Below are 13,773 nucleotides of genomic sequence, written 5' to 3' on the forward strand. Positions count from 1 at the left end.
GCGTTGACCTTCCAGCCGACGCCTTTCAAGTTCATATCAATAACGGTTCGATGTGTTACGGGCCAAGCACCGGCCCTCAATCCCCCATCTTCAAGGCCTGGATAAACGCCTCCTGCGGGATGTCCACCTTGCCGAACTGGCGCATCCGCTTCTTGCCCTCTTTCTGCTTGTCGAGCAGCTTGCGCTTGCGTGATACGTCGCCGCCGTAGCATTTGGCGGTGACGTCCTTGCGCAGCGCCGAGATGGTCTCGCGGGCGATGACCTTGCCGCCGATCGCCGCCTGGATCGGGATCTTGAACAGATGATGCGGGATCAGCTCCTTCAGCTTCTCGCACATCTGGCGGCCGCGCTTTTCCGCCGCGGTGCGGTGGACCAGCATCGACAGCGCGTCGACCGGCTCTTCGTTGACCAGGATCGACATTTTGACCAGGTCGCCTTCCTTGTAGTCGGTCAAATGATAGTCGAACGAGGCGTAGCCCTTGGAGATCGACTTCAGCCGGTCGTAGAAGTCGAAGACCACCTCGTTGAGCGGCAGGTCGTAGATCAGCATGGCGCGTTTGCCGACATAGGAGAGGTCGGCCTGAATGCCGCGCCGGTCCTGGCAGAGCTTCAGGATGCCGCCGAGATAGTCGTCCGGGGTGAGGATGGTGGCGCGGATCCATGGCTCCTCGATGGCCGATATCTTGACCACGTCGGGCATGTCGGCCGGGTTGTGCAGTTCCTTGACCGAGCCGTCGTTCAACAGCAGGCGGTAGACGACGCTAGGCGCGGTGGCGATGAGGTCGAGATTGAACTCGCGCTCCAGCCGCTCCTGGATGATTTCGAGATGCAGCAGGCCGAGGAAGCCGCAGCGATAGCCGAAGCCGAGCGCGGCGCTGGTTTCCATTTCAAAGGAGAAGGACGCGTCGTTGAGGCGCAGCTTGCCGACAGCGGCGCGCAGATCCTCGAAATCGGCGGCGTCGACCGGGAACAGGCCGCAGAACACCACCGGCTGTGCCGGCTTGAAGCCGGGCAGGGCCTGTGCCGTCGGCCGCTTGTCCTCGGTGATGGTGTCGCCGACGCGGGTGTCGGCAACCTCCTTGATCGAGCCGGTGAAGAAACCGAACTCGCCGGGGCCGAGCTCGTCGACATTGATGCGGGCTGGCGTAAAGACGCCGGTGCGCTCGACCAGGTACCTGGCGCCGGTACCCATCATGCGGATGGTCTGGCCCTTTTTCAAGACGCCGTCGATGATGCGGACCAGCACGATGACGCCGAGATAGGCATCGTACCAGCTATCGACCAGCATCGCCTTCAGCGGGGCCGCGATGTCGCCCTCGCGCGGCGGCGGCAGATCGTTGACGATCGCTTCCAGCACGTCGGGAATGCCGAGCCCGGTCTTGGCCGAGATCAGTACGGCGTTGGAGGCGTCGATGCCGATCACCTCCTCGACCTGTTCGCGGATGCGCTCGGGCTCGGCGGCGGGCAGGTCGACCTTGTTCAGCACCACGACGATTTCGTGGTTGTTGTCGATCGCCTGGTAGACATTGGCCAGCGTCTGCGCCTCGACGCCTTGCGAGGCGTCGACGACCAGCAGCGAACCTTCGCAGGCGGCGAGCGAGCGCGACACTTCATAGGCGAAGTCGACATGGCCGGGCGTGTCGATCAGGTTGAGGATATAGTCCTGTCCATTGTTGGCGCGGTATTTCAGCCGCACCGTCTGCGCCTTGATGGTGATGCCGCGCTCGCGCTCGATGTCCATCGAGTCCAGCACCTGCTCCTTCATGTCGCGCAGCTCCAGCCCGCCGGTCGACTGGATCAGCCGGTCGGCAAGCGTGGATTTGCCATGGTCGATATGGGCAACGATGGAGAAGTTGCGGATGTTCTTGATCGGCGTGGTCATGCGGCGCGCTTTAGCAGGGGCACGGTACATCGGCAAGCGGCGGGACGCGGGTGCGGCGGCGGGGCGGCAAAGTCGTTAAACTTTGATCCATGAGATTAGAGCATAGTTTGCGCCCGGCGTGGTAGCCCACCGGTCTATCGCCGTTTCGGGGGGATCGGAATGCCGCCGTCAGCACGCAAATTTCTCAGATCGGTGAGCGGCTCGTTCGCGCCATTGCTCGCCATCTTGCTTATCCCGATGGTTGCCGCATTGGGTTTTTCCATCGACTATACCTCCGCGGTTTCAACCAGGGCATCGATGCAGAACGCCCTCGATGCAGCGTCGCTGTCGATCACGACGCTTGCGACGACCACGACGTTGGCGGACCGCCAGGTAAGCCTGCAGGACTCATATCTGGCCAATGGCGGGCAAGGCACGGCCAAGCTCGACAGCTTCGTCGTCGCCACCGACGGCGCCGCCAGCATCAAGGCTTCGGCCGGCTTTGCCATGCCGACGAATTTCATGCAGATCGCGAGGATCAACACGGTGCAGGTCGGCGTTGCGTCGGCAGTGACAAAGCGGCCGGCATTGGTGGAGGCCACGTTCAAGGTCGACAAGATCTCTGGCTGGTGGGACAAGACGGTGACGCTCTACGGCACCAAATTCGGGGACACGGTGGCCAACAAGCTGATGAGGATCTCCTACGCGTACAACAGGTTTGGCGATCCCAAAGGCTACGGGACGTCCTCTGTTTACACGATCAACGGAACGACGGAGACGCTGGTCCAGAAACAAGTATGCACGACCGTCACGGTGACCAGCTTCTATGGCTTGCCCACCGGCACAATCACTCAGATCAGCGGCACCAGGAAATACGCAACCACCTGCGTCAACACGATGTATCCCGCGACCGGCGCCGGTGCGGTGATCGATGTGAAGGACATGGATAACCTGTCTCTGGAGATGAAGATTCCGAATCCCAATCCTGGTCTTGGCGGCGGCTATCTGGCCTCGGGCACGAAAGAAACCCTGCGATCGGACGATCCGGCCACGTCCGACCGATTGTTCATCGACAAGGTCAAGACACTGGCCAATACGACTGTCGACATCTTTGAGGCCGTGCCGTGCGGCATCACCAGCAGTCAAGCGTGGGAAGATGGCGGATCACTTACCAACAACACCATAGACGATGCCGATTTTTCCTATTTTGTGACCGGCAAGTGCGCGTTCAACAAGCGGCCTTCGGAAACCGTGCTCACACAATAGGGGCGACTTGAGTGCCTACCTCCCCCTTGTGGGTCCTCAAGGGGGAGATCGGACATCGCCTCGGCCCTCGCCAATGCTCTAGGAACTCGGACTTCTCCTCAATCACGAAGCGGTGATGCTGTAACGAAGCGTGCGTCGGCGGCGAAGTGTGGACATGACACGATGTCTGCGCAGGAGAAATGCGATGCCCGGATCGACAGCGAAACGCAGCACAGCCCTGATGGGGCTCGCCGCGGCACTGTTTTCCGCGACTGTGCTGTCGGCAACCAGCGCGGCCGCCGGACAGACGCTGACCGTCGTAGAGCTGTTCACCAGCCAGGGCTGCTCGTCCTGCCCGCCGGCCAACGCCAATCTGATCAAGGTCAAGGACCGGCCCGGCGTGCTGGCGCTGTCCTTCAACGTCACCTACTGGGACTATCTCGGCTGGAAGGACACATTCGGCAAAGAAGAATTCACGCAGCGCCAGGTCCGCTATGAACCGTCGCTCGGCCGTTCCGGCCCGTTCACGCCGCAAGTGGTGGTCAATGGCAGGGCCGATGCCGTCGGCGCCAGGCCGGGCGAGATCGAGCAGCTGATTTCGAGCGGCGGCCACGGTGACGGACCTTCGCTGTCGCTCGCCGGCGGAAAGGTCAGCATCGGCGCCGGTCCGGTGCCCGGCGGCAAGGCCGACGTCTGGCTGGTGCGTTACGGCAAGGGCATCGTCGAGGTGCCGGTGGCGCGCGGCGAAAACACCGGCCGCACGCTGCCGCACGCCAATGTCGTGCATTCGCTGACCAGGCTGGGCAGTTGGACCGGCGACGCCACCGCACTGCCGCTGCCGGCGGCGACGGGCGGCCTCAGCACAGCGGTGCTGGTGCAGGTGCCGGGCGGCGGGCCGATCCTTGCTGCCGCTACCAACTAGAAACCCTGCCGAAATTTTCACAACGCGCAGCGGCGCCGCCGCATGCGATCAACCCTGCCAGAACCCTAGGAGATCATCATGACCAATCGTTTGACCAATCGCCCGACCCTGGCGGCACTCGCCTTCGCACTTTGCTCGACGGCGCTGTTCGCCGGAGGCCCGGCGCGGGCCGAAGATGCGATGAAGCCGGCGATGGCGACAAACGCCATGAAGCCGGCAACGGACGCCATGAAGCCGGCCGGCGCCATGGCGGCTGACGCGATGGCCACGACCGCGATGAAGGCGACAGATCCGATGAAGGTCGACTGCATGAACAAGGCCGCCGCCGAGACGGACGCCATGAAGAAGACAGAGGCGACCAAGGCCTGCGATGCCATGGCTCCGGCCAAATAGGCGATGCGCACAGCAATGTGAGAGCCCGGCGGACCTATCCGTCGTATAATCCAAACCAGCATCATGGGAGATCAGACATGACCGGAGTCGTGAAACGATCGTCGATTTTCGCAAAAGCAGCACTTGCCGCGCTCATCCTCACGGCCGCCGCGGCCGTATTCTGGCAGACGCCGGCAGTCTCGGCCGAAGACGCGGTGGTGATCCCGCCGCCGGCAATGGACGAGAAGGCCACCGCCGGCACCGAAAAGGCGGTCTTCGCCGGCGGCTGCTTCTGGGGTGTGCAAGGCGTGTACCAGCACGTCAAGGGCGTCACCAGCGCCGTTTCCGGCTATGCCGGCGGCGACAAGGACACGGCCGTCTATGAAATGGTCGGCACCAGCCGGACGGGCCATGCCGAATCCGTCGAGATCACCTACGAGCCGTCCAAGGTGACCTACGGCCATCTGCTGCAGGTGTATTTCTCGGTGGCGCACAACCCGACGCAATTGAACTACCAGGGTCCGGACAGCGGCACCCAGTACCGTTCGACGATCTTTGCCGAAAACGACACGCAGAAAAAGATCGCCGAAAGCTACATCGCCCAGCTCGACAAGGCCAAGGTGTTTCCCAAGCCGATCGTGACGACGCTGGAGACCGGCAAGACCTTCTATCCGGCCGAGGACTATCACCAGGACTTTCTGACGCTCAACCCGACCTACCCCTATATCGTCTACAACGATTTGCCCAAGGTCGAGAACCTGAAGCGGCTGTTCCCCAACCTCTACCGCGAAAAGCCGGTGCTGGTGCTGGCCGCCAACAAGAGCTGAGCTTTTGGGGCCTGCTGATCTCCCCCCTTGAGGGGGAGATGGCCGGCAGGCCAGAGGGGGTCGGTTCGGTTGGCGCGACGCGGTCCGGCATATCGAGGAAGACGAAATTGGCACTCCACGCGCGGCGACCCCTCTGTCGCTTTCAGCGACATCTCCCCCTCAAGGGAGGAGATCAGCAGTTTCTGCGCTTCGCACTAATCCCCCTTTTTCCAGGGCAGGCTCCATCGCACCTTCTCCAGCGTCGCCTTTGCCTCGGCCGAGTCCGGGTCGGGTTCTGTCTCGCGATAAAGCGCCGAGCCCTCAGGCGGGTAGGCAAGTGTGTTGTTGAGGGCGAATTTGTCGATCTGGCTGAAGTCGGGGAAAGGCAGGTTTTGCGCCTCGCGCCAAGCGCTGACCCTTTTCTCCGCGGCGATGCGTTTTTCGTCGTCGACCGGAAGGTCGGTGGCTCTGTATTCCAGTGACGAAGGGAAGGCGAACTGCGCGCCGGCATCATCCATGATGTTGATCATGGACAGCAGGATGTCCTCGCGGATGGCTTGGAACTCGGCCACGTCGGCGGTTTTGACGTAGGTGAACACGTCGATGTCGAGCGAATAGGCGCCGAAGCCGGCAAAGCGCACGCGGCACGGCTCATCGATGACGCGCGGATGGGCAATCAGCAGCTTGCGCAGCTCGGCCAGGACGTAACGTAGCTGATCGGGCGTCGTTTCGTAGCGCAGCTGCAGCGTCGTCGCGAACCGGGTGCGATCGCGATGCGCGTAGTTCTCGATCTGCATGCCGGCGAAATCCGAGTTTGGCACCGAGATGATCGTGCGGTCGAGCGACCGGATGCGGGTGGAGCGCATGCCGATATGCTCGATCGTGCCGGACTGGTCGCCGAACTTGCAGAAGTCGCCGACGCTGACCGGCCGATCGGCATAGAGCGTCAGGCCGGAGAGGAAGTTCTGCAGCGTCGGCTGCGCCGCCAGCGCCACCGCCAGACCGCCGATGCCGAGACCGGCAATGACGCCTTCGTAGGGGATGGCGAGCACTTCGGCCAGCAGCAGGAAGGCGACGACCAGCACGGCGACGCGCGCCACGCCGGTGGACAGCGAAATCAGCGTGTCGTGATAGCCGGGCACCTGCCACAGTCCACGGTAATGGTCGGCGACCTTGCCGATCAGGTGCCAGACCACCGGCACGGCGCCAATCACGACCAGGCTCCAGGCGATTGCCTTGACCGGGGCGGCGACCACTTGCGGCAGACCGAGCGGGCGCAGCGTCAACAGCAGGAAGAAGCCAAGCACGATCGAGCGCACCGCCCATTCGACAATGCGGAAGAAGGCCGGGCTGTCCGTCCTTCGCACAAACAAGTAAATCAGCGCATTGGCGATGAAGCCGAAGATGATGCCGGCCAGTGCGGCAAGGCCGAGCATCGACCATTGCCAGCGCTCCATCGGGCCGGCGCGGGTGAGCAGGCCGGGGCTGATCTCGCGGGCGAGGCCACGGGCGATGAAGAACGGGTCGGTGCTGGCGAAAGCGGCGAATTCCGGCGCCACCGGCACGTCTTCGACATCGGCGTAGAGCGCGCGGATGTGGGCGAGCGTCTCGGGCGTGAACTGCCAGATCTTGCCCTTCTCAGTCTCGACCGGCCCGATGACGATGTTGCCGGCGGCATGCTCGAAATAGACGAAGGGGGTGTTGCTCTTCGGATCGTCGGGGATCTCCTGCCAATAGACGTAGCCGATGCGGTCGATGACCTTTTTGAGATAGCGCTCGAGCAGGAACGCCTCGTCGCCACGCACCGCCTGACTGTAGTTGCGCAGGTCGAGCGCCGCCTGGGCCGGGTCGCCGGCTTCGGTGAGGCCGCTCAACAGCACCTTGAACGTGTCGCGCGGCGAGGCGAGCCTGCTCGGATCGTCGACCATGTCGACGGCTTCGCCACGCGCTTCCTGGAATTCGGCGAGCTTGGCCTGGAGCTGGCCAAGTGGCGGCCCGACGATGAACCAGTCGCCATTCTTGCGGCGAAAAGTGACGGCGAAGGAGACCCTGGTGCCGTATTGCGGCAGCGTCGCCGTCACCTCGTCGCCGGAAATCGCATCATGCGGCAGGCTCCACAGACGGAACGTCGCGTTGTCGATGACGGTGAACAGAAGCTTGGTGTAATCGGGCATGTTGAGGCCGCCGCGGTCGGCCTCGGTGACGTCGACGAGACCCGCTGCCAGACCGGCAAGACCCATGCCGCCGCCGGTGGCGCGCGGCACATTGTCGGCGCCGCTCTCGTTCATCGTCTGCAGGAACGAGCGCATGGTGCTCATCGGGCTCGACTGGTCGACACGGACGTCCTCGACGGCGCTGACGCGCACACCTGTCCACCATTCGGCGGTGGCGGCATCGAAGCGGCCCATGAAGCTGCCGCCGTCAGGCGATTGGACGAAGGTGAAGGCGCCCTGGCGGTCGCCTTCGAACCAGTGGCCGACAAGCTTGTCGCCTTCGGCCTTGGCCTCGATACGGCCGTTATAAAGCGGGTACACGCCGTTTACGTCAGTGCCGGTCTGCTCGAACTTGATCTGGGCGCCGCCGCCGCGCCACTTCGTGTCCCACACGCCCGTCCAGTTGGCCGCGTCCTGGGCATGCGCCTGCGGCATGGCCGGCAGCAGGCCGGCAAGCGCGAGTGCGCCGATCAGCGCGACCGTCCGGATCAGCAAAAGCAGCAGCCGATCCTGTCCCGCCGCAAAAAAGGGGTTCATTCTGTTGCCCTTCTTCTTGCCGGCGATTCTGCTGGTCCGGCCAGAGAAGGTTATTCCGCTTGAAGATGAATATTCTGTTTCAGGCTGCGACTGCTATGCCGGTCAGTCATAGGTCAGATCCGTCGCCTTGCCGGCGAACACCCGGTAGGCAAAGAACGAATAGAAGATGATGATCGGCAGCACGACGACCGTCCCGACCAGGATGACGGCCAGGCTTTCGGGTGCCGAAGCAGCCTGCCAGATGGTCAGCCGGTCGGGCACCACGAAGGGGTAGAACGACCAGGCGAGGCCGGCAAAGCCGAGCGTGAAGATCGCGGCCAATGTCAGGAACGGGAGCAGCGCGTGGCGGTCGCCGGGTTTCGGCAGATGGAAGGTCTGGCGCCACAACCACAGGAACAGCACTGCCGACAGGGTCGGCAACGGCGACAAATAGAGCATGGCCGGCCAGACGAACCATTTGTCGAAGATGCGCGCGCTGGCAAAAGGCGTGGCCAGCGATACCGCGACCATGCCGAGCGCGGTCAGCACCAGCGCCGTCCGCAGCCACAGCACCGCCTTCTTCTGCAGATCGCCTTCGGTCTTATAGATGACCCAGGCCGCGCCCATCGCCGCGTAGGCCGCGGCAAGGCAGAGCGCCACCAGCGCGCCGAAAGCGACGCCGCCAGGGCCGACGTCGAGGCCGAGCACATAGACGCCGAGCATATAACCTTGCGCCAGCGACGCGATGACCGAGCCGAGGAAAAAGATGCGGTTCCAGCGGTGCTTCCTGCCGGCCGGCACCTTGGCGCGGAAATCAAATGCGACGCCGCGCAGGATCAAACCCACCAGCAGCACGAAGACCGGAATGTAGAGCGCCGTCAGAATGGTGCCGTGCGCCAATGGGAAGGCGACCAGCAGCAGGCCGACCGCCAGCACCAGCCAGGTCTCGTTGGCGTCCCAGAACGGGCCGATGGCGGCGATCATCGTATCCTGCTCGGTGTCTTCGGCTGCGGCGAACAGGATGCCGATGCCGAGATCGAAGCCGTCGAGGATGACGTAGATCAGGATAGCGAGGCCCATCAGGCCGGCGAAGATCAGAGGCAGCAGGGTCGGCCAGTCGAAGCTCATGATGTTTCTCCCGGTTGCGCAACCGGCTGCGACAGCGGCCTGTTCATGACGCCCGGCAGCGGCGAGGTGTCACCATCCTTCGCCGCCTTCAATGCCAGATGCACCAACACGCCGAGATAGGCGATCAAGAGCAGCACATAGAGGATGAGATAGACCGCGAGCGACAGCGCGACATGGCTGCCGGCGACCGGCCCGACAGCATCGGCGGTACGCAGCACGCCGGTGACCAGCCAGGGCTGGCGGCCGATCTCGGTGGTGTACCAGCCGGCCAGCGTCGCCAGCCAGCCGGACAGCGCCATCGGCACCATGACAAGCGCCAGCGGCTTGGGCAGGCCGTGGCGGCGCTTGAGGAAGAAGGCCGCCGACCAGGAGACGGCGAGCATCAGGAGGCCGGTGCCGACCATGATGCGAAAGCCCCAGAACACCGGAAATACCGGCGGATGGTTGCCGGCATAATCGTTCAGACCCGGCACGATGCCGCCGGCGCTGTGCCTGAGGATGAGGCTGGCGCCATCCGGAATGGTGAGCTCGAACCTGTTCTGCTTGGCCGCTTCATCGGGAAGAGCAAACAGCACCAACGGCACGTTGGGACCGGTGTTCCAGTTGGCTTCCATGGCGGCGATCTTCTGCGGCTGGTGTTCCAGCGTGTTGAGGCCGTGCTGGTCGCCGGCAAAGATCTGGATGGGAATCAGGATAGCGGCGGTGAAGACGCCGGTGCGCAGGGCCTTCCACATCGATTCCGAGCGATCGCCGTAGAGATAGCGCAGCGCCGACAGGCCGGCGATCAGGAACGAGACGGTCAGCCCCGAAGCAAGCAGCATATGGACGAGCCGGTAGGGCATGGACGGATTGAAGACAACGGCCCACCAGTCGGTGGCATGCGCAACACCATCGCGCATCTCGAAACCGGCCGGTGTCTGCATCCACGAATTGAGCGCGATGATCCAGAAGGCGGACAAGGTGGTGCCGCCGGCCACCAGCACCGTCGCCAGTGTATGGACACGGTTCGAGACGCGGCGGAAGCCGAACAGCATGATGCCGAGGAACGCCGCCTCGAGGAAGAAGGCGGTCAGGATTTCGTAGGCCAGCAGCGGGCCGGCAATGTTGCCGACCGTCTCCATATAGCCCGGCCAGTTAGTGCCGAACTGAAAATTCATGGTGACGCCGGAAACTACGCCCATGGCGAAGGACAGCGCGAATACCTTAACCCAGGTGAAATAAGCGCGCATCCAGGCGGAATCGTTTGTCGCGTTGTAGCGGAGCTTGAAGAACAGCAGCACCCAGCCGAGCGCGATGGTGATCGCCGGGAACAGGATGTGGAACGAGATGTTCGCGCCGAACTGTATGCGCGACAGGATGAGCGGGTCCATGGCGGCTCCGGCTGCTGCTTGTTTGTTGAAGGATAGGCTTGATGCACCGGACGGTCAAAGCGGCGTCCCGCCGCGAGGCGGAACGCCGCAGTGCGGTTAATCTGCTGTTGCGTGGAATTTGGCTGGACGACCGGGCAGGTGTTGCCTATTCCGGCGAACCTCGATGTCCAGAACTGTCAGAAGCGCCATTGACATCCGGATTTGCGAACCGACATTCAGCGGATTAAACCAACAACTCTGTTTCAAGCAGTCGTTTTCAGCCATGCAGCCGATCATCTCGATTTCCGGGGTCTCCAAGACCTACGCCACCGGCTTCAAGGCGCTGAAGGAGATCAATCTCGACATCGTGCGCGGCGAGATCTTTGCGCTGCTCGGGCCGAATGGCGCCGGCAAGACAACGCTGATCTCGATCGTCTGCGGCATCGTCAACCGCTCGTCGGGTTCCGTCACCGTCGACGGCCATGACATCAACCGCGACTACCGCGCCGCGCGCAGTCTGATCGGGCTGGTGCCGCAGGAACTGACCATCGACGCCTTCGAGAGCGTGTGGGCGACGGTTAACTACAGCCGCGGCCTGTTCGGCAAGCCGGCGGACAAGGCGTTCGTCGAAAAAGTGCTGCGCGACCTGTCGCTCTGGGACAAGAAGGACGCCAAGGCGATCACGCTGTCCGGCGGCATGAAGCGCCGGCTGATGATTGCCAAGGCGCTGTCGCACGAGCCGCGCATCCTGTTCCTCGACGAACCGACGGCAGGCGTCGATGTCGAGCTGCGCCAGGACATGTGGGCGATGGTGCGCCGGCTGCGCGAAGACGGCGTCACCATCATCCTGACCACGCATTACATCGAAGAAGCCGAGGCGATGGCCGACCGCGTCGGCGTCATCAACCGCGGCGAGATCGTGCTGGTGGAGGACAAGGCCGAGCTGATGCGCAAGCTTGGCCGCAAACGGCTTGTGCTGGAACTGCGCAGTCCCCTGGCCACCGTTCCCGATGCTTTTTCGCACTACGCGCTGGAGCTTTCGCCGGATGGCGGACAGCTGACCTATACTTATGACAACCAGAGCGAACGGCCGGGCGTCGCCTCGCTGATCCGCGAGCTCGAGGCGGCCGGCATCCAGTTCCGCGACATCGATACCGAAAACAGCTCGCTCGAGGAGATCTTCGTCAATCTGGTGAGGAAACCGGCATGAACCTGCGCGCGGCCATGAATCTTCATGCGGTATGGGCGATCTATCGGGTGGAGATGGCGCGCGCCCTTCGCACTGTGCTGCAGAGCATCGTTTCGCCGGTGATTTCGACGTCGCTCTATTTCGTCGTCTTCGGTTCGGCCATCGGCTCGCGCATCACCGAGATCGACGGCATCAGCTACGGCGCCTTCATCGTACCGGGGCTGATCATGCTGTCGCTGCTGACGCAATCGATCTCCAACGCCTCTTTCGCCATCTATTTTCCGAAATTCGTCGGCTCGATCTACGAATTGCTGTCCGCGCCGGTGTCCTATCTGGAGATCGTCATCGCCTATGTCGGGGGCGCGGCGACAAAGTCGATCGTGCTTGGCCTGATCATCCTGGCGACGGCCTCGCTGTTCGTGCCGCTGACGATCGAGCATCCGTTCTGGATGCTCGCCTTCCTGGTGCTGACGGCGGTGACCTTCAGCCTGTTCGGCTTTATCATCGGCATCTGGGCGAAGAGCTTCGAGCAGCTGCAGCTGGTGCCGCTGCTGATCATCACGCCGCTGACCTTCCTCGGCGGCAGCTTCTATTCGATCAACATGCTGCCCGGCATCTGGCGCACGGTGACGCTGTTCAACCCGGTGGTCTACCTGGTCAGTGGGTTCCGCTGGAGCTTCTACGGCAAGTCCGACGTTTCGGTCGGCGTCAGCCTCGGCATGACGGTGGTCTTCCTGCTCATCTGCATAGCGATCGTCGCCTGGATCTTCAGGACCGGCTACCGGCTGCGCAACTGATCGAACGGGCCTCGTCCAGGCGAAGCAGCCTGATCGATCGACCTTTCCTTGCCGAAGGCGATAGGCCTGGAACCCGGCGCTTGAATGCCTCGATGTTGCTTTTCATGCATTGTTATATATCATGTTATCGATGTTCATGGGGATGAATTGGCCTATGGAAGACGTCATACGATCGCTTGGCTTCCTGTGCCTGGGCAGCAGGCTGAAGCGTATAGGCGAGCAACTGCAAGCGGAGGCGCAGCGCCTGCTCGACAGGCTGGATGTCCCGGTTCAGGCGAGCCAGTACCCGCTGCTGGCCGCGCTCGACAGGCTGGGTCCGCTGTCGGTCGGGGAACTGGCGCAATCCCTTGGCATCGCGCAGCCAGGCGTAACGCGAAGCGTCTCGCTTCTGGCCGAATTGGGACTGCTCGAAGTCAGTCCGTCGACCGATGACCAGCGGCGCAGGATCGTCTCGCTTACTCGGGACGGGCGGCGGCTGGTCGATGTCGCAAAGCGCGACGTCTGGCCTTGCATCGAGAACGTGGTCGCGGATTTGTGCGCGGGTTTTTCGGGGCCGCTTCTTGAGCAGCTGGCTGCCATCGAGGACGGCCTCGCCGCTGCCCCTCTCGACCGTCGTGTAAATAAGCCTGAGGGTGCCGCGCAATGAGACATTTGCTCGACCGCCCTATCTGGAGCGCGCTTCAGACGCGACATCGGGCGTTCGCGGAGGGTGACAACCTCGCCATGCGATATCGGCCGTCGATCGTCCCTTTCGCCGCCACTGGCGCGGACGACCCGGAAAGCCTGCTGGCGCTCGAAAAGCTTGTCTCCCCGGGCGAGAGTGTGATCCTGCTTCAAGCGGACGCGATTGCTCTGCCCACGGGGCTTTCCGCGACTTCGACCGCAGCCGGGGTTCAGATGATCGCCGAGCAGTCATTGCAGATCGTCTCCGACCCGCGCGTGCATCGTCTGACCCGAGACGATGCTGCTGAGATGCTCGCCCTGGCATTGCTCACCAAGCCTGGCCCATTCACGCTCGAAGCCTTGAGCCTGGGCGATTTTTGGGGTGTGAAGATCGAGGGCAGGCTTGCGGCAATGGCCGGCGAGCGCATGAAGCAACCTGGCTATACTGAACTCAGCGGGGTGTGCTCACATCCGGAATTTCGCGGCGGTGGCCTAGGAAAGCTGCTGTCCCTGTTAGTGGCAAACCGGATAGTGGCGCGCGGCGAAGTTCCCTATCTCCACGCCTATGCCAGCAACGCCGCGGCCATAGCGTTATACGAGTCCATCGGCTTCAGGTTGCGAAGCACAATGAATGTGGCCGTGGTTCAGCGCACCGAATGATTAGTCGGCGCATGATGCGCAGCATGGATGCATCCCGTATCGGAAGGAAGGA

The 13,773-nt window shown here is 62.9% G+C and carries 12 protein-coding genes; 8 read left to right on the forward strand and 4 right to left on the reverse strand.

Going from position 1 to position 13,773, the window contains the following annotated elements; translation table 11 throughout:
• Positions 1-76: 76 nt before the first annotated feature.
• The gene (lepA, locus tag NKH30_RS14210; protein WP_352836003.1) at positions 77-1,882 is read right to left on the reverse strand and encodes a translation elongation factor 4; all 1,806 of its coding nucleotides are present in this window, start codon (positions 1,880-1,882) and stop codon (positions 77-79) included.
• A 159-nt stretch (positions 1,883-2,041) separates the two neighbouring features.
• Between lepA and NKH30_RS14215 the strand changes: the two genes are divergently transcribed.
• The 4 genes from NKH30_RS14215 to msrA all read left to right on the forward strand — a co-directional run bounded on the left by NKH30_RS14215 (position 2,042) and on the right by msrA (position 5,227).
• Positions 2,042-3,127 (forward strand): TadE/TadG family type IV pilus assembly protein, encoded by a 1,086-nt coding sequence (locus NKH30_RS14215; protein WP_352472836.1) that lies wholly within the window; start codon positions 2,042-2,044, stop codon positions 3,125-3,127.
• Between the two features lie 184 nt (positions 3,128-3,311).
• A complete protein-coding gene (locus NKH30_RS14220; protein WP_502898865.1) occupies positions 3,312-4,028 on the forward strand; it encodes a DUF1223 domain-containing protein in 717 nt (238 codons plus the stop codon).
• 78 nt (positions 4,029-4,106) lie between these two features.
• Positions 4,107-4,421 (forward strand): hypothetical protein, encoded by a 315-nt coding sequence (locus NKH30_RS14225; RefSeq protein ID WP_352995899.1) that lies wholly within the window; start codon positions 4,107-4,109, stop codon positions 4,419-4,421.
• Positions 4,422-4,498: 77 nt separating this feature from the next.
• Positions 4,499-5,227, forward strand: coding sequence for a peptide-methionine (S)-S-oxide reductase MsrA (gene msrA, locus NKH30_RS14230; RefSeq protein ID WP_352683643.1), 729 nt, complete (start codon positions 4,499-4,501; stop codon positions 5,225-5,227).
• Between the two features lie 194 nt (positions 5,228-5,421).
• Here msrA and NKH30_RS14235 read toward each other — a convergent pair whose 3' ends face one another.
• From NKH30_RS14235 to NKH30_RS14245, 3 genes are all read right to left on the reverse strand, one after another.
• Entirely contained in the window at positions 5,422-7,956 is a 2,535-nt protein-coding gene (locus tag NKH30_RS14235) for a mechanosensitive ion channel family protein (protein WP_352995901.1), read from the reverse strand.
• A gap of 102 nt (positions 7,957-8,058) precedes the next feature.
• Positions 8,059-9,063, reverse strand: coding sequence for a cytochrome d ubiquinol oxidase subunit II (locus NKH30_RS14240; protein ID WP_352995903.1), 1,005 nt, complete (start codon positions 9,061-9,063; stop codon positions 8,059-8,061).
• Positions 9,060-10,433 (reverse strand): cytochrome ubiquinol oxidase subunit I, encoded by a 1,374-nt coding sequence (locus NKH30_RS14245; RefSeq protein WP_352995905.1) that lies wholly within the window; start codon positions 10,431-10,433, stop codon positions 9,060-9,062. The genes NKH30_RS14240 and NKH30_RS14245 overlap by 4 nt, the downstream gene beginning before the upstream one ends.
• A 262-nt stretch (positions 10,434-10,695) precedes the next feature.
• Between NKH30_RS14245 and NKH30_RS14250 the strand changes: the two genes are divergently transcribed.
• From NKH30_RS14250 to NKH30_RS14265, 4 genes are all read left to right on the forward strand, one after another.
• The gene (locus NKH30_RS14250; protein WP_352539812.1) at positions 10,696-11,622 is read left to right on the forward strand and encodes an ABC transporter ATP-binding protein; all 927 of its coding nucleotides are present in this window, start codon (positions 10,696-10,698) and stop codon (positions 11,620-11,622) included.
• A 14-nt stretch (positions 11,623-11,636) separates the two neighbouring features.
• Entirely contained in the window at positions 11,637-12,398 is a 762-nt protein-coding gene (locus NKH30_RS14255; RefSeq protein WP_352451914.1) for an ABC transporter permease, read from the forward strand.
• A 154-nt stretch (positions 12,399-12,552) separates the two neighbouring features.
• Complete coding sequence (locus NKH30_RS14260) at positions 12,553-13,044, forward strand: MarR family winged helix-turn-helix transcriptional regulator (protein ID WP_352539811.1); 492 nt, start codon at positions 12,553-12,555, stop codon at positions 13,042-13,044.
• Positions 13,041-13,721: a GNAT family N-acetyltransferase gene (locus NKH30_RS14265; protein WP_352995907.1), complete on the forward strand. Its 681-nt coding sequence runs from the start codon at positions 13,041-13,043 to the stop codon at positions 13,719-13,721. The genes NKH30_RS14260 and NKH30_RS14265 overlap by 4 nt, the downstream gene beginning before the upstream one ends.
• Positions 13,722-13,773: the final 52 nt, after the last annotated feature.

Origin of the sequence: Mesorhizobium sp. M1273 (genome assembly GCF_040318195.1) — a bacterium.
In the GTDB taxonomy this organism is placed as follows: domain Bacteria; phylum Pseudomonadota; class Alphaproteobacteria; order Rhizobiales; family Rhizobiaceae; genus Mesorhizobium.